Source organism: Gordonia sp. NPDC003425, from assembly GCF_053588635.1.
This window is the reverse complement of sequence record NZ_JBSFQI010000015.1, coordinates 1-15,892: the sequence shown is the minus strand read 5'-3', so window position 1 is coordinate 15,892 and position 15,892 is coordinate 1. Positions and strand designations below refer to the sequence as shown.

Genomic DNA, 15,892 nt, shown 5'->3' with positions numbered 1-15,892 from the left:
TGTACGTTCCAACCGGTCCACGGCCGCCGCAACACGCTTGTCCAATAATGAACCGTTCGGTACATTGATGTGATGCAGACCTCGATCGCCACCGTATCGATATCCGGATCACTCGTCGAGAAACTGCACGCGTGCGCCGCAGCGGGTTTCGACGGTGTGGAGATCTTCGAGCCCGATCTGATCTCCAGCGACCACTCACCCGAAGAGATCCGCGCTCTGGCCGCGCGGCTCGGCCTCTCGCTGTACCTCTATCAGCCGCTGCGAGACCTCGAAGGCGTCGACGAGGACACCTTCGTTGACAATCTGCGTCGCACGGCCGCGACCTTTGCCACCGCACAGCGCCTGGGCATCGATCTCGTCCTGGTGTGCAGCAACGTCGCCACCGCGACCATCGACTCCGACGAGACGTCGGCGCAGCAGTTGCGCCGGATCGGCGATCTGGCGGCCGGATACGGCATCCGCATCGCGTTCGAGGCGCTCGCCTGGGGACGTTTCGTCGACGACTACCGGCGGAGCTGGCGCATCGTCGACCTCGCCGATCACCCGAAAGTCGGTCTGTGTCTGGACAGCTTCCACGTCCTCTCGCGCGGCCACGATCCCGCGGCGATCGAGTCGATCCCGGGCGACAATATCTTCTTTCTCCAGTTGGCGGACGCACCGGCACTGTCGATGGACGTGCTTTCGTGGAGCCGCCACCATCGGCTCTTTCCAGGTGAGGGAGCCTTCGATCTGGCCGGCTTCGTCCGTCACGTACTCGCCGCCGGATACAACGGCCCGCTCTCGCTGGAGGTCTTCAACGACACGTTTCGTCAAACCGATCCGGCACGCACCGCCGTGCATGCGCTGCGATCACTGCTCTGGCTGCAGGATTCGCTCGATCTGATCCCGATCTCGGATGCCAAGCCGCCCAGCGGATTCGACTTCGTCGAGATCAAGGCCGAGGACACCAGCGAGGTGGAGGTCCTCCTTGGGCAACTCGGCTTCACCCCGCGCGGACGTCACCGGAGCAAGCCGGTTTCGCTGTGGGCGTCGGGGAAAGCGCGGGTGGTGCTCAATGAACAGCAGGCGCGCGACGAAGTGCCCCATGTGGCGGCGGTGGGGCTGCTGGTGCCCGACGCGGACGCGATGTCGCAGCGGGCCGCCGACCTCATGGCGCCGGTCGCCTACCGTCGCACCTACGCCTCCGAGCAGAGTTTCGGAGCGGCGCTCGCCCCCGACGGCACCGAGTTCTTCTGGGTCGACGAGCCCCGGGACGGTGCGCCGTCATGGGTCGACGAGTTCCGCGACGGGCTGCCCCACGTGGCGGACGACATCGTGTCGATCGACCATGTGAACCTCACCCAGTCCTGGCGGTCCTCGCAGGACACCACGCTGTTCCTGAGCAGCGTGTTCGGCCTCACCGCCGACACACCCACCGAGGTGCCCGGTCCCACCGGCCTGGTGCGCTCGCAGGTGCTACGCACCGTCGACGCCTCGATCCGCCTCCCGCTGAACGTCGCACCGCACGCGCTGGAGGATGCCGGGTCGGGGCGCGCCGCGTTGCCTCGCCACGTCGCGTTCGGGTGCCGCGACGTCATTGCGGTGGCGCGCGCCGCGCACGCCGCCGGACTGGAGTTCCTCGGCGTGCCCGACAACTACTACGACTACCTGCGGGGACGTTTCGGCCTCGACGATGCCGTCGTCGACCAGCTGCAGGCGCTCGACCTGCTCTATGACCGCGGCCCCGGTCCGGCGGGCGGATACTTCATCCACTTCTACACGCGCACAGTGGGTTCGGTGTTCTTCGAGTTCCTCCAGCGGTTCGACCACTACGACGGGTACGGAGTGGACAACGCGCCGGTCCGGCTGGCCGCGCAGCGTGGTCGGTAGTACGCAGATCCCGATCTCGTGAACAGCGCCATGCCGCACGTCGGTGCAGTTCAACCTAGCGCTGGGGTGAACAGTTCACCTTCCACGGAATGCAAAACCACGCTGAGACGCACAAAAACGTTGCGTTAGAAGGGGTTTCCGTGGGCGATCATCGTGTCGACGACGGGGGCGAACCATCGAAGTCGACGTGCCGTCATGTCGGCGATGTCGCCACCCTCGACGGCCCAGTCGTCCATCGCAGACCACATGACCCGCCAGTAGCCGTAGGCGATGATCGAGGCCATTACGTCATCGACGCCGTCGTCGCGGAATCTCTGGGAGATGATCGCCCGCCACTCGCGACTACGGTTCTCGACCATTTCACGCACACTGCTGTCACCTTGGTGCAAGAGGATCTGTCGTCGGAGCGTGTCGGAGTCCAGATCCACATCCGCGAAGCCGGCGATGATCGCGGTCTCGACTGCTGTCTTGGAGTCACTGGTCTCGGCGGAGATTGCCGCGTGTAGACGATCGACGAACGGTCCCGACCGGTGCCAGATCAGGTCCCCTTTGGAAGGAAAGTGGAGGAACAAACCCTTTCGCGAGATACCTGCCGCGGACGCGACGTCGTCCATTGTCACCGAGTCGAAACCCTTCTCGGCGAACAGCTTGGCCGCGATGGCAACGACGTGGTTGGGGGCGATCTTCGGCGGTCGGCCTGGCTTGGCTGGCATCACTTTCTCCGTGTGGGAATTTATTTCTTACACTGAGTGTACTAATAGATGGTAAGCAATGTATAGGGGCGCGACGCGCTCGCGCAGAGGGCGCCGGTTCCCGGCAAGGAGGCTCCATAGTGGACACGACATTCGACTACGTCATCGTGGGCGCAGGTGCGGCAGGCAGCATTCTGGCGAACCGGCTCAGTGAGAACCCGGCGACGAGTGTGCTGCTGATCGAGGCAGGCAGCGACAACCCGCGGCCGATCACCGCCGTACCCAAGGCGTTCTTCTTCACCGCCTATGACCCGCGCACCTCGAAGTTCTTCACCAAGCGATTTCCCACTGATCACGAGACGTGGGAACGCGGACGCATGCTCGGAGGATCGACGGAGATCAACGGCATGGTCTGGAATCGCGGCTGGGCGCCGGACTACGACGCCATCGAAGACGCCGGCAATCCCGGCTGGAACTGGGACGCATTCGTCAAGGCATTCAAGGAAATCGAAGACCACGAGCTCGGCGAGTCGCCCGTGCGTGGTGCCGGTGGACCGGTGCATGTCTCACGCGCGTATCCCGGTGACCTGACGACGGAGCGGCTGTTCGAGGCAGCCAACACCCACGGACTGGCAACGGTCGAGGATCTCAACGGTAGCGACATCGAACGAGTCGGCTACACCTCGTCGAACATCCGTAACGGTGCACGTGTCGGCGCCGATTCCGCGTTCCTCAAGCCCGCTCTCAAACGGCCGAATCTGACCGTGCTCAAGCACACCGAGGTCGACCGTGTGCTCCTCGAAGGCACCAAGGCCGTGGGAGTCATCGCACGGACCAAGGGACAGTCTCAGACGTTGCGCGCGCGCAACGAAGTGTTACTGGCTGCCGGCGCTCTCGACACGCCGACCATCCTCGAGCGTTCGGGCATCGGCAACCCCGACGTGCTGAAAGAAGCAGGCGTCGAGGTTGTCGTCGCCAGCCCGAAGGTCGGCGAGAACCTGAGCGAGCATCGCGGTGTGTCGTTGATGTACCACACGGTCGACACCCCCAGCTACAACAAGGAACTCAGTAACCCGGTCCGGCAGCTCTGGACGGGCTTCAAGTATCTGTTCAGTCGGCAGGGCGTGATCTCCTTCGGCGGATACAACGCACTCGGGTACTTCAAGAGCGATCCCGCACAGGAGCGTCCGGACGTCTACGTGATGTTCACGCCGATCTCGCTCGACCCGACGAAGCCCGAAGTGCCCACGCCGGCAAAGACTCCGGGACTCATGATGCTCGTGTTCCCGGTTCGCCCACAGAGTCGCGGCTCGGTTCACATCACCAGCCCGGACCCCGATGTGCGGCCCACGATCGTGACCAACTTCCTGGAGGCTGAAGCCGATCGCACGACTCTTGTCAATGGAGTACGTCGTGCCCGAGAGATCCTGCACACCGAGCCGCTCGGTGCGCATCTGCTGCGCGAAGTGGCCCCGGGACCCACGGTCGACAGCGACGAAGCCATCGTCGAGTTCGGCAAGACCTACGGTGCCTCGGGCTACCACACATTGGGTACCGCCTCGATGGGTCCGGACGACGATGACGTGGTCGATTCCGAGTTGCGTGTTCGGGGTGTCGACGGTCTTCGCGTGGTGGACGCATCTGTCTTCCCGCATCTGACCGCAGGCAACAACAATGCGCCGACCATGGCCGGTGCCTGGATCGTCGCGGACAAGATCATCGCCTCGCAGAGCTGAATTGCGTTGTCGGCCCGGGAGAACCGGGCCGACACTTCCGCGTCACGGACTACTCGGTTGCACAGGCAATCGCTCGGAGTATCGTCCTGTCGACGATCTTCTGCCGCGGCCGCCGAGCCGGCTTTCCAGCGGCGCGCTCGTGGGCATCGATCCGCTTCCAGCCGTCGAGCCCAATCGGTTGCGTGCCGGCAGCCGTGAGCAGGTCGTCGAGATCCGAGGTGTCGCGTGTGGGCGCGGGGAGGACCCCGGCGACGAGGTCATCGAGGATCGCGCGCGCGGTCTCGGTGGCGCATTGGCGGTTTTGGCCTATGCCGCCGGTGGCGCCACGCTTGATCCACCCCGCGACGTAGACCCCTGCCAGAGTTTGATCCTGTGAATCATGCACGCGGCCGGCAACATTCGGAATCGTGCTCGTCGTCGTACTGTAGGGCACGGTATCGATGCCGTGGCTGCGGTAGCCGACGGCCCTGATGACCAGCGACGCATCGAGTTCCACGGCCTCCTCGGAAGACGCAACCACAGCGCCGGCGCCGCTGTCGCTGTACTCGTTTCGTCCGACTTCAACCGCTTCCAGGCGTTGGTCGCCGAGCAATCGTCGAGGTGAACTCAGGAACGTGAACGTGATACGACGGTGCGCTCCCCGGGCAGGGCGTTCGGCAACCTGATGGGCCAGCCGGATTTTGGTCTCGATGGTCGAATCGATGGAACCCGCCTCGACTGCGCGCTTTGTCGCCGGATCCAGTGAGAGTTCCGCAGCGTCGATGATCACATCCACGTCGTCGAGGTTGGTGAGCGCCAAGAACTCGCTGTTGGTGTAGGCGGCTTGCGCGATCCCGCGCCGACCGAGAATGACGACGTCTTCGATTCTCGACGAACGCAACGCCTCGAGGGCATGGTCCGCGATATCGGTTGTGGCCAGTATCGCCGGGTCTCGAGTGAGGATCCTCGCCACATCGAGTGCCACGTTGCCATTACCGATCACCACCGCCCGCGAACCGCTCAGATCGTAGTGGTCATCGACATGATCGGGATGGCCGTTGTACCAGGCAACGAAATCGGTTGCGGCGACGACGCCTTCGAGGTCTTCCCCGGGTACTCCGAGAGTACGGTCACCCGACGCCCCGGTCGTATACACAACCGCATGGAAACGCTCGGTCAGTTCCGCGTGGGTGATATGCGTGCCGACCTCGACATCCAAGTGATAAGTGAAGTTGCGTTTGGCGGCAACGGCTGCAAACGTGCGCTCGACGTTCTTCGTTGCCGCATGGTCGGGGGCGACTCCCGCTCTGATCAGACCGTAGGGCGTCGGAAGTCGGTCGAACATGTGGACGTGTACACGCGGATGCCGTACGAGTTGCTCGGCTACGTAGAAGCCGGATGGACCGGCGCCGACGATGGCGACCTCGAAGTCTTCGTCGGGAAGCTTCGGCGGCTTCGACGGTTCCATGATTCCCGAGTCGACGGGGTGGTCGCGGTAGTAGGCGGCGTTGATCTCCAGATACGCCTCGTCCCCGGCCTCGAGCGCATCGTCGGGAACGATCGCTTCCACCGGGCACTCATCGATACAGGCACCGCAGTCGATGCAGGTCTGCGGATCGATGTAGAGCATCTCGGCCACAGCGAAGTCCGGCTCAGAAGGCGTTGGATGAATGCAGTTCACCGGGCAGACGCTGACACAGGACGCGTCGTTGCAGCACGGTCGGGTTATGACGTGAGCCATGTTTGTTTCGTACTCCTGGAATCGCTCGCCGTGAGTCGCTCAGTTCATGCGCTCGAGAACCATCGCCATGCCCTGGCCCCCGCCCACGCACATCGTTTCCACGCCGATGGAGTGATCGTGCCACCGGAGTGAATTGATGAGAGTCGTGGCGATGCGCGCACCGGTCATACCGAAGGGGTGTCCCACGGCGATGGACCCACCATTGAGGTTCACGCGTTCCTCGTCGATTCCGAGGTATCGGCAGGATGCGATGACCTGCGCTGCGAATGCTTCGTTGATCTCGAACTGATCGACGTCGGCAAGGCTCATCCCGGCGTTCTCGAGTGCCTCGTTGGTGGCCTCGACCGGGCCCAATCCCATGATTTCCGGGGAAAGCGCGGTCAGTCCGGTGGACACGATTCGCGCCAGCGGTGCTATTCCGAGTTCACGAGCACGCACGTCGCTCATGATGATCAGTGCCGCGGCACCGTCGTTGAGTGGGCAGGCGTTACCCGCCGTCACCGTGCCATCGGGACGAAACACAGGTTTGAGCTGCGACAACTTGTCCATGGTGGTGCCCGGTCTCGGGCACTCGTCGACCTCGACCTTGGAGCCGTCTGCTGTTGCGATCGGGGTGATCTCCCGTGCCCAGAAACCGGCCTCGGCGGCCAGCGCATAGCGGTTCTGCGAACGGTGCGCGAACACATCCTGATCGTGCCGAGACACTCCGGCCATCTCGGCGACGTTCTCGGCTGTCTGACCCATCGCGATGTAGACGTCGGGAAGTCCGCCGGATGCCCGTGGGTCCACCCACGCGTCGTCGACGCCCGTCGCCCGCGTGCGGGTCCGCGATTGCGCGTCGGCAAACCTGGGGTTGAGCCACGGGTTCGCCGTTCGGTCGCGGGGGTCGGCATCGGCACTGACCGGGGGACTGTCGCTGGTGCCGCGCCGCGACCGGCTCACCGTCTCCACTCCGGCCACGACGAACGCGGAACCCTCGCCTGCCCGGATGGCGTGCATGGCCATACGGGCGGCTTGGAGACTCGACGCGCAGTAACGAGTGACCGTCGTACCCGGAGTGTTGTCCCAGCCGAGAAGGACGGAAACGACGCGTGCGAGATTGAATCCCTGTTCGCCTCCCGGAGCTCCGCACCCCACGATGAGGTCGTTCACATCGTCAGACGACATCTGCGGCACCTGCTCATGTGCCGCGGTGATAGCCGCAACACACAGGTCGTCGGCACGCTCGGTGGTGAGTGCACCCTTGAACGCCCGTCCGACCGGCGTGCGTGCGGCTGCCACGATGACAGCTTCAGGCATGGAGCCTCCTATATAGCTTAATCATATATCACTATAGACACAGCGCCGCCGGGACGAGCAAGGTGCGCCGAGCACTTCACCCCGAGCGCCGGCGACGGCAAGTACTGTTGTGCAGTTATGGGCAAGCCAACCTCTGCAGGATCAGACACCGCGCGGTCACCGCGTGCGTCCGAGAGAGTTGCTCACGAGTTGCGCCGACGGATCGTGGCAGGCGAAATCGCCGAAGGCTTCCCGTTACCTCCCGAAGCCGAGTTGCTCAAAGAGTTCGGTGTGTCTCGACCGACCCTGCGAGAGGCACTCCGCGTCCTGGACTCGGAGTCATTGCTCGAGGTCCGACGCGGATCGCGCGGGGGAGCCCTGGTGTCGACGCCGAATGTCGAGACAGCTGCCCGGTACCTGGGCGTGGCACTCGAATACCGTGCAGCGACCATCGATGACGTCTTCGCTGCGGCGTGCGCATTGGAAGGCGCGTGCGCAGCCATACTCGCCAGAACGCGCACTCCCGATCAGGTGGCCGCACTCGACGCCGCGGTGTGCGCTGAACGTGACGCCGCTGACGATGAGGCGGCACTGATCACCCGGCAACTCGAATTTCACCGGTTGATACTCGAATTCGTGGACAACGTGACACTACGAGTGCTGGTAGGGCAGTTGCGCGACATCATCGACGTGGCGACGCGCCAACACCTGGTCGAGCCGGCTCTTTCCGCTGACACACGCGCCGAAGCCGGTCGCCGCGGTATCCGCGCTCACGCCAAGTTGGTCAAACTCGTCGAGGCACGCGACGCGTCTGCAGCCGAGGCACTCTGGCGTCGACAGGTCGCCGCCACAGGTGCGTACCTCAAAGAGTCCGGTATCGGCGATTCGGTACTGGATCTATTGAGCTGAACGCGCTGCTGCCGACATCCGCTCGTGCAGTACGCATTCCTCGAAGAAGGCGATAGTCCGCAGGTGGTATGGCCGCGCGGTGTAGCCGAGGCTCATGTTGTGACCGCTGTCGATCTGCTGTTGCACGACAACGCGCGGCGCGGCGGTGAACAGACCGGCGAACTGCTCGGGTGTGTTCGACCAGTTCACCTCGAGTTCTGCGACCGTGATCGACACCGGGACAACCACTCGTGACGCCGTATGTGCCACCCGGTCAGGCCAATCGAGAGCCTCGCCGGTCTCGATTCCCGGTATCACGGCGTGCGGACGCACTCCGGGGTCAAATGTGCCTTCGGGATAGAAGTACTCGTGCCCCCAGTGCGTTCGGCGTGACGCGGCGCGATCAGGGTCGGTCTGCAGCGCCTCGGAATAGTGGGAACCCACTCCGCTGATCTCGATGCCGCACAGCGGACGCCCAGACGCCTCGGCGGCCATCGTCACGGCCACCATCGATCCGAATGAATGTCCCATCAGGGCGATGGGTGACGTTTCGGCGACTGTCGCGTCGAGAAACTCCCACAGGAGGGCAGCCTGTCCGCTGAGGGTTGTCTGCTCGTCGGTGACCTTGTCCGCGCCGCCACGGTATCCGGGGCGGTCGACCGCTATCACCGTGTGGCCGAGTGTGCGGCCGAGTTCGAGTAGCGAAACGTCGCTGGTGGTCTGCCCATCGAAATAGCCCGAATGGAGTCCGCCGCCGTGCAGGGCGAGGATCGTGGTCCGGGGGTGATCGACCTCGGCTATGCGTGCGCTTATCGTCAGACCACTTTGTGTGGCGTACTCAACGTGGCGGGTTGTCACCAAATCTCCTCACGAGGGGACGTTTTCGTGTCTCATGAAAGCACGCTAACGTAATAGCTTAATGATTACCCTGATAGTAGGTCGCGCTGGCGACCCCGAGGAGAGGTGGGCGTTCGGTGCCGCTGGAACGTGATCTGTTGGCAGGGATACGTGTTGTCGAGTCCGCGTCATTGCTGAACGGCGATACGCTGGGCATGTTGCTCGGCGATCTCGGGGCCGACGTCGTAAAGCTCGAGAGTCCGGGACGCGGCGACTATCTGCGCGACTTCATGGGTCAGATCACCGAGCACAACAGCCCCGCGCACCTACAGGTCAATCGGAACAAGCGGAGCGTTGCCATCGATGCGCGCACCGATGAGGGACGAGAAGCGGTGTGGCGCCTACTCGAAGGCGCCGACGTCTTCGTGGACGGGAACGCCGGCGGGGCGCTCGACAGGCTCGGCATCGGTTACCAAGCGCAGCGCGAGCGCAACCCCGGAATCGTCTATGCCAGCGTCTCGGGTTTCGGAGTGTTCGGACCGTACCGAACCATTCCCACTCACGGCATGTTGATGACGGCACTCGCCGGCGCCAATCCGATGGCTCGTGGTGACGACGGACTCATGCACCCACTGCCACCCCCGGGACTCGGCGGCACCGAGCGCGGGGGAGAGGCCACAACCGCCGCAGCGGTTCACGCGGCATTGCATATCTGCGCAGCGCTTGTGCGACGCTCGCGCACAGGTGTCGGCTGCCACATCGATGTCGCCGGATCCGACGCGGTGATCGCTCAGGCCCTCGTCGGAGTCATATACGCGCTCAATGATTCTCGGTTGACCGATCGCAGCTCACTGCCGACCTTCGATGGCACCGAGTGGACCGGCGCCAAGTATCAGTTCTACGAAACCGCGGACGGCAAGGTGGTCATGTTCGCGGCGATCGAGGACAGATTCTGGAACAACTTCTGTCGCGCCATCGACCGTGCCGACCTGGTTGACGACGATGCCACGTCGACGGGCGGAGTCGACTTCGGACGTGACGAGACCGCCCTGCGCACCGAACTCAACCAGATCTTCGGCACCCGAACCCAGCAGGAGTGGGTTGAGCTGGCGATAGCGCACCGATTCCCGCTGGGACCCGCACCCGTCACCATCGACGAGGTAGCCGCGGACCGCCACATCCGTGCGCGCGCCGCCATTGTCGAAGGAGTCCACCCCGACGCCGGGCCCTTCACATACATGGGATCCCCCGCGATGGTCGATGGCGAGGGTTTCGATGTCGCGCGCCCGGCCCCGGCACTCGGGCAGCACACCAGGGAGGTGCTTCTCGAAATCGGCTACGCCGAGCACGAGGTCGACGACATGATGGCCCGCGGAACCGCAGGGTGAGCAGCACGAGCGCGCGCTATCGGCTGGTGCGCACCTGTGATCGGCGAGATCGCACCGTCAGAACGTGATGGATACGCTGTCAGAAGTGGGTCGCGCCTGGCAGCCGAGAATGTAACCGTCGGCGATATCGTCGTCATCGAGCACGTCAGACGGAGGCATCTCGACGTTGCCCGACACGACCGTGCATGCGCACGAACCACATTCGCCCGATCTGCATGAGTAGGGAACGTCGAGACCGTGGTCGAGCATGACGTCGACGAGCGTCTTGTTGCGGGGCCAGGCAATCTCATGATCCTCGCCATCGAGGTTCACGGCGAGTCGGGATGGCGGCGACGACTCCTGCTCCGAAATCTCCTCAGCGGTACCTGTTTCGGTGTCAGGCTCCGCGAACGGGTCACCGGACAGGGATCGGAACACCTCTGCGTGTAACAGATCCTGGGAGACCCCGGCGATGTCGTATGCGCGTCGTACGGCGTCCATGAACGGAGCGGGGCCACACATGAACGCGTGGCGGTGGAGATACGGCGCGACCAGTGATGCCAGATTGTGTGGGTCAGGCAACCCTTGGACGGACTCCAAGAGATGAAGGACGAGCAGGCGCCCCTGATGCTGCCTCGACAACGCGTCGAGTTCAGCGCGGAAGATGATGGAGTCGGGATCGCGGTTGGCATACACCAACGTGACCGATGGGGCACCCGACAGCAATGCCGATTTGACTATCGACATCATCGGAGTGATGCCACTTCCTGCGGCAAGCAAGAGTAGTTCGGCATCAAGATCGTGTGGCGTGAACAACCCGGCCGGGGCGAGAACCTGGAGCTCGTCGCCGGGACCGACGTTGTCACACAGCCAATTCGATGCGTAACCGGTCGATGTCCGCTTGACTGTTACCTTCGGTGGCTCGCTCGCCAGCGGGGTGCTGGCGAGCGAGTAACACCGGGCAACCGAACCCGTCTGTTCGCTCGGCACACGCACAGTGACGAATTGTCCTGCACGATAGGTGAAGTCGCCGCCTTCGACGGCCGGACCGCCGAAGACCAGCGAGGATGCATCCACCGTCTCTTGAATGACGTCGGTGACGGTGACGGTGACGGTGAGTACACGAGTGCGGGCACGGGTCGTCATGTAGTACGCATTCTGTGGACGGTGGGTGTGGGGACGGCAGAATCAGAGACTGGCAGCGGCGCTCGGGCCGGTGTCCGAGTAGATCTCTGCCGCTCGCATCGCTCCATCCTGGTCGTCGGGGTAGAAGCGAGTTGCCCACTTCCGTAGCGTGCGGAAACCCTTGCCCTCCGCGGTGGCGAGCCCTGGCGGTTCGGTGTAGCGCTGGTACTTCCAGATGTCGAGGTCCGCGAGGAACTGGTTGTTGGCCAGCCGCAGGCGGCGGTCCATGCTCTCGGGAACCTCGCGCGATGTGTCGCCCTCGGCCTTGTTCAGCCACACCATGTGGAAGATGTCCGACGTGTCGTCGTCGACCGGTGTGACACATACGCGGGTGCGCTGGTTGTCAGGCCCCCAGAAACGTGAGGTGCCGATCGAGATGCCGACGTTGACCGAATTGACACCGCCCTTGACCATGCCGTCCGGCGTCTGGACGGTTGCCTGCTTGCCGGCGCCGAAGTCCATCAGGAAGTCGGAGAAGAAGTGGTAGTCGTCGTATTCCTGGCGGACGAACTCTGGGGTGTTGGCCGCACGATGGACGAACTGGAAGTGCGCGAAGTCGACGCCGTTCTCGATGACGAACTGGGGGTGAAGCGCAAGCTTCTCTCCGTGGATGGTGGCTTTCGGGTACGCGACGTAGTAGTCGTCGGCGGTGACATCGTCGTCATACAGGTCGGTGAAGATGTCAGGCACGTCGAACAGCGGGTCGCGGCCCTCGACGTCGTGCCACATGAAGATGCCCTCGTTGACCTCAACGGCCGGGTACGAAGGAATCTTGCGTGCGCGGTTGGGCTTGTCCTGATAGGGGATGCAGACGTTGCGGCCGCTGGTGTCCCACTCCCAACCATGGAAGTGGCAGATCAGGCGGTCCCCTTCGACGCGGCCGCCATATCCGAGGTGGGCACCGAGGTGTTCGCAGTATGCGCTGAACACGTGTAGCTCACCGCTCTGGGTGCGCCAGATGTTCAGATCCTTGCCGAAGTAGTGCTTCGGAACGATCTGACCGGGCTCGACCTCTTCTGAGAAGCCGATCTGGAACCACCCGGTGGGTTTCATGGAGAGGGCCATCTTTGCCATCGTCCGTCACCTCGAGTCTGATAGGGCTGTTTCTTATGGCGTACAAAACCTACCAAGGCATCGGGCGTCAACGCAACGCCCATCGGAAGATAAAGTGAAATAAGGTAGATGATTCTACGGCGGTGGCCTACCACGCGCGAAGCTTCACCCCAGACGGAGGACGAGTGTGACCACGACAGACCGGGTCGACGAATTGACGGACGTGATCGAACTCAGGCAGACCGGCGATTCGGTGTTCGTCGGCCACCCACGACGGTTTTTGTTGCCTCGGGTGTTCGGTGGGCAGGTCGTTGGACAGGCGGTTCGTGCTGCCGGCGCAACCGTCACCGATGGCAAGCGGTCGCATTCCGTACACGCTCACTTCCTGCGCGCCGGACGGGCCGACGAGCCGATCGAGTACCGCGTCGAGAGCAGTCGGGATGGGCGAGCGTTCTCCGGTCGCGCGGTCGACGCCTATCAAGGAGATGTCCGGATCCTGAGCGCACAGGTCTCCTACCACGCACACGAGGTCGGGTTCGAGCATCAGCATCCCGCGACCGCCTACGCCGACCCGCACGATCTCCACGGCGTGGACACCCTCGCGCGAACGACGTCCGACGAGTGGCCGATGTTCTACAGCGAGTGGCCCGCACTCGACGTCAGGCCGGTGCCGCGAGGGCTACTGGCGGACGAGAAGCCGTCCACCACGGGAGTCCCGGCACGCAGCCAGGTGTGGTTTCGCGCCCGTAATCGGATCAAGAGCGACGATCCGGAGGTGCACAACGCGTTGCTCGCGTGCATCTCCGATCTCACGCTCCTGGCGGTATCCGTTGCACCTCAGGGAATTACGGCCGTGCACCCAGGAGTTCAGATGGCGTCGCTCGATCACGCTGTCTGGTTCCACCGCGATCTTCGCGTGGACGACTGGCTGCTCTTCGATCAGGAGTCACCGATCGCGACCAATGGACGTGGACTGTGCCGGGGCAACATCTATGACGCGGATGGCCGACACGTCGCCTCGGTCGCGCAAGAGGGATTGATTCGCCCGTTGCCCGAACACGAAGCCTAAATAGCTATATTATTGAGACCTATGGATGCTGACCCAAGCGTCCGCGATCGAGGAGGTACAGCCGTGGCGCAACTGCCTGACCTGTCCGTGTTGCCAGAAGTCGGCGTGCTGGTGGATGGCGAGGTGAACACGAGTCCTGACGGCGCCCCTGTCGCCCACGTCTACGCGGCGACCGGCGAGACAACGGGCGAGGTCCCTCTCGGCGGACCCGGTGACATCGACCGCGCTGTGGCCTCGGCACGCGCGGCGCTACCCGGGTGGAAGGCGCTGACCGCAGACCAGCGACGTGACCGGCTTCTCGCTGTTGCCGACGCGATCACCGCTGCCGGCGCAGAACTCGCGACCCTGAACATCATCGACAACGGCACGCCCTCGCTCATCGCCAATGCGCAAGTGGGCTTCGCAGCCGACTTCTTCCGGTACAACGCGGGCTGGGCGGACAAACAGCAGGGAGAGGTCATCGCGACCTGGCCGGCACCTGCTCTGGACTATTCGTTGAACGAACCGTATGGCGTGGTGGGGGTCATCATTCCGTGGAATGGTCCGGTCACCGCACTGGGGCAAACCGTCGCGCCTGCGCTTGCCGCGGGTAACACGGTCGTCGTGAAGCCGCCGGAACTCACGCCGTACAGCGCACTTCGCATGGGACAGATCTTCCTCGAGGCAGGCATCCCGCCAGGTGTCGTCAATATCGTGCCCGGTGGCGCGGACGCGGGATCAGCGCTGGTGACCCACCCGGACGTGGACAAGATCCATTTCACCGGTAGCGCCGCGACGGCGGCCACCATCATGCGTGATGCCGCTGAACACACCAAACCGCTCGGACTCGAACTCGGCGGCAAATCGGCCGTGGTCGTGTTCGACGACGCTCCGGTGGATGTCGTGGTGGGCGCCGCACTCGCGGGCTGTATGAGCTTGTCAGGTCAGGGATGCATCCTCGGTACACGCATGCTCATTCAGCGAGCCCTGTACGACGACGCGGTCTCGGCCATCGCCGCCGCGGCGAAAGGCCTGCCCCTCGGCGACCCGGTCGAGCCGTTCACCATGATGGGCCCGGTCATCTCACAGCGGGCATATGACCGGATCACGGGAATCATCGAGGACGCCGACGCGTCGTCGGCGAAACTCGTTGCAGGCGACGAGGAAATCGGCAGCGAGCTCGACGGCGGCTTCTACATACGTCCGACGATCTTCGCCGACGTCGACCCCTCGTCGAGTCTCGCGCAGAACGAGGTCTTCGGACCCGTCCAATCGCTGATCCCGTTCGACACCGAGGCCGACGCGATCGACATCGCGAACGGGACCACCTACGGACTTGCCGGCTACATCTACACGAACGACCTCAAACGCGCTCACCGCGTAGCCAGTGCCCTCGACGCCGGAAACATCTGGGTCAACGGCGGATTCGGCATTCCATCGTCAGCGCCCTTCGGCGGCAACAAGCGCTCGGGCATCGGACGGCTCGGTGGGATCGAGGGAATACGGGAATTCAGCCGCCCGAAGAATGTATGGATCGACATGAGCTGACCGTGCTCAGCCTGAAGAAGTCTCGACGCCGTGGGCGGGGTCGCGACACATCAACAACCGCGACACATCGTCAACCGCGACACATCGACAACCGCGACACACCGACAACCATGAGGAGAGTACGTCAGTGACCGTCTCGCAAGAACAATCCACCGCGACGCGGTTTCCACCGCAGGGACACTTCGGATGGCGGACGATGTTGGGCCCACATCAGCCCAGTCCGGCGGCGATGCTCGACACCCGTGGCTACTTCGGACTCGTCCCTGAGGGCACCTTCCTTTACGGAAACCTACGCGCCGACGACGGCGACGATGGTGCGATGTTCGAGGTGACCCGTCGAATTCCGGCTCGAGACGATCGCGGAATGAGCGGGTTGGTGGTGCAGTCCACCCTCAACGACGACGGGGTTTTCCATATCGATCCGATCGGCTTCGCCGCGGCGACCAGCCTCGGCGTCGTGCGCGAACTGAGTGAAGACGGAACGCAGGCGTCCTGGACATCGGCGCCGGGCGTCGACGGTCCGCCCTGGCGCGTGACGATGACCGAGGACACCATGTCGTGGGTCGAAGAGGGGCTTGTCAAGGGACATGTAGAACTGCCCACTGGTGGCCATCAAGACTGCCCGTAGGCGGTCACGTGGGGGTGCCCGGTGGCGGCCATGAAAGTGCCCA

General features: G+C 63.7%; 13 protein-coding genes. 7 read left to right on the top strand and 6 right to left on the bottom strand.

The window, feature by feature from the left end; all coding sequences use genetic code 11:
• Positions 1-72 precede the first annotated feature (72 nt).
• Entirely contained in the window at positions 73-1,869 is a 1,797-nt protein-coding gene (locus ACWDTD_RS16280) for a TIM barrel protein (protein ID WP_449748171.1), read from the top strand.
• A gap of 125 nt (positions 1,870-1,994) precedes the next feature.
• On the opposite strand, the gene ACWDTD_RS16275 is transcribed toward ACWDTD_RS16280, so the two are convergent.
• Positions 1,995-2,582: a TetR/AcrR family transcriptional regulator gene (locus ACWDTD_RS16275; protein ID WP_449748170.1), complete on the bottom strand. Its 588-nt coding sequence runs from the start codon at positions 2,580-2,582 to the stop codon at positions 1,995-1,997.
• A gap of 119 nt (positions 2,583-2,701) precedes the next feature.
• On the opposite strand from ACWDTD_RS16275, the gene ACWDTD_RS16270 reads away from it, so the two are divergent.
• The gene (locus tag ACWDTD_RS16270; protein WP_449748169.1) at positions 2,702-4,297 is read left to right on the top strand and encodes a GMC family oxidoreductase; all 1,596 of its coding nucleotides are present in this window, start codon (positions 2,702-2,704) and stop codon (positions 4,295-4,297) included.
• Positions 4,298-4,346: 49 nt separating this feature from the next.
• On the opposite strand, the gene ACWDTD_RS16265 is transcribed toward ACWDTD_RS16270, so the two are convergent.
• Together ACWDTD_RS16265 and ACWDTD_RS16260 are read right to left on the bottom strand one after the other, a co-directional pair.
• Complete coding sequence (locus tag ACWDTD_RS16265) at positions 4,347-6,017, bottom strand: FAD-dependent oxidoreductase (RefSeq protein ID WP_449748168.1); 1,671 nt, start codon at positions 6,015-6,017, stop codon at positions 4,347-4,349.
• Between the two features lie 39 nt (positions 6,018-6,056).
• Complete coding sequence (locus ACWDTD_RS16260) at positions 6,057-7,316, bottom strand: acetyl-CoA C-acetyltransferase (protein WP_449748167.1); 1,260 nt, start codon at positions 7,314-7,316, stop codon at positions 6,057-6,059.
• 117 nt (positions 7,317-7,433) lie between these two features.
• Between ACWDTD_RS16260 and ACWDTD_RS16255 the strand changes: the two genes are divergently transcribed.
• Positions 7,434-8,204 carry a FadR/GntR family transcriptional regulator gene (locus ACWDTD_RS16255; protein ID WP_449748166.1) on the top strand — a complete coding sequence of 257 codons (771 nt, stop codon included), beginning with the start codon at positions 7,434-7,436 and terminating at the stop codon, positions 8,202-8,204.
• Here ACWDTD_RS16255 and ACWDTD_RS16250 read toward each other — a convergent pair.
• On the bottom strand, positions 8,193-9,041 hold the full coding sequence (locus ACWDTD_RS16250; RefSeq protein ID WP_449748165.1) for an alpha/beta hydrolase: 849 nt from the start codon (positions 9,039-9,041) through the stop codon (positions 8,193-8,195). The genes ACWDTD_RS16255 and ACWDTD_RS16250 overlap by 12 nt on opposite strands.
• A 116-nt stretch (positions 9,042-9,157) precedes the next feature.
• Here ACWDTD_RS16250 and ACWDTD_RS16245 point away from each other — a divergent pair, with 116 nt between their 5' ends.
• Positions 9,158-10,408, top strand: a complete 1,251-nt coding sequence (locus ACWDTD_RS16245) for a CaiB/BaiF CoA transferase family protein (RefSeq protein WP_449748164.1) — start codon at positions 9,158-9,160, stop codon at positions 10,406-10,408.
• 57 nt (positions 10,409-10,465) lie between these two features.
• Here the strand turns inward: ACWDTD_RS16245 and ACWDTD_RS16240 are convergent, their stop codons facing one another.
• Both ACWDTD_RS16240 and ACWDTD_RS16235 read right to left on the bottom strand, forming a co-directional pair.
• Positions 10,466-11,533: a 2Fe-2S iron-sulfur cluster-binding protein gene (locus ACWDTD_RS16240; protein ID WP_449748163.1), complete on the bottom strand. Its 1,068-nt coding sequence runs from the start codon at positions 11,531-11,533 to the stop codon at positions 10,466-10,468.
• A 42-nt stretch (positions 11,534-11,575) separates the two neighbouring features.
• The gene (locus ACWDTD_RS16235; protein ID WP_449748162.1) at positions 11,576-12,646 is read right to left on the bottom strand and encodes a Rieske 2Fe-2S domain-containing protein; all 1,071 of its coding nucleotides are present in this window, start codon (positions 12,644-12,646) and stop codon (positions 11,576-11,578) included.
• 166 nt (positions 12,647-12,812) lie between these two features.
• On the opposite strand from ACWDTD_RS16235, the gene ACWDTD_RS16230 reads away from it, so the two are divergent.
• The 3 genes from ACWDTD_RS16230 (at position 12,813) to ACWDTD_RS16220 (ending at position 15,849) form a co-directional block, all read left to right on the top strand.
• Complete coding sequence (locus ACWDTD_RS16230) at positions 12,813-13,694, top strand: acyl-CoA thioesterase (protein WP_449748161.1); 882 nt, start codon at positions 12,813-12,815, stop codon at positions 13,692-13,694.
• Between the two features lie 63 nt (positions 13,695-13,757).
• Positions 13,758-15,221 carry an aldehyde dehydrogenase family protein gene (locus ACWDTD_RS16225; protein WP_449748160.1) on the top strand — a complete coding sequence of 488 codons (1,464 nt, stop codon included), beginning with the start codon at positions 13,758-13,760 and terminating at the stop codon, positions 15,219-15,221.
• 127 nt (positions 15,222-15,348) lie between these two features.
• Positions 15,349-15,849, top strand: coding sequence for a hypothetical protein (locus tag ACWDTD_RS16220; RefSeq protein ID WP_449748159.1), 501 nt, complete (start codon positions 15,349-15,351; stop codon positions 15,847-15,849).
• Positions 15,850-15,892 lie beyond the last annotated feature (43 nt).

Coding starts and splice junctions, on each gene's coding strand:
- ACWDTD_RS16235 (WP_449748162.1), bottom strand. CDS start 12,646: ATGGCAAAGATGGCCCTCTCCATGAAACCCACCGGGTGGTTCCAGATC.
- ACWDTD_RS16265 (WP_449748168.1), bottom strand. CDS start 6,017: ATGGCTCACGTCATAACCCGACCGTGCTGCAACGACGCGTCCTGTGTC.
- ACWDTD_RS16240 (WP_449748163.1), bottom strand. CDS start 11,533: ATGACGACCCGTGCCCGCACTCGTGTACTCACCGTCACCGTCACCGTC.
- ACWDTD_RS16260 (WP_449748167.1), bottom strand. CDS start 7,316: ATGCCTGAAGCTGTCATCGTGGCAGCCGCACGCACGCCGGTCGGACGG.
- ACWDTD_RS16255 (WP_449748166.1), top strand. CDS start 7,434: ATGGGCAAGCCAACCTCTGCAGGATCAGACACCGCGCGGTCACCGCGT.
- ACWDTD_RS16280 (WP_449748171.1), top strand. CDS start 73: ATGCAGACCTCGATCGCCACCGTATCGATATCCGGATCACTCGTCGAG.
- ACWDTD_RS16275 (WP_449748170.1), bottom strand. CDS start 2,582: ATGCCAGCCAAGCCAGGCCGACCGCCGAAGATCGCCCCCAACCACGTC.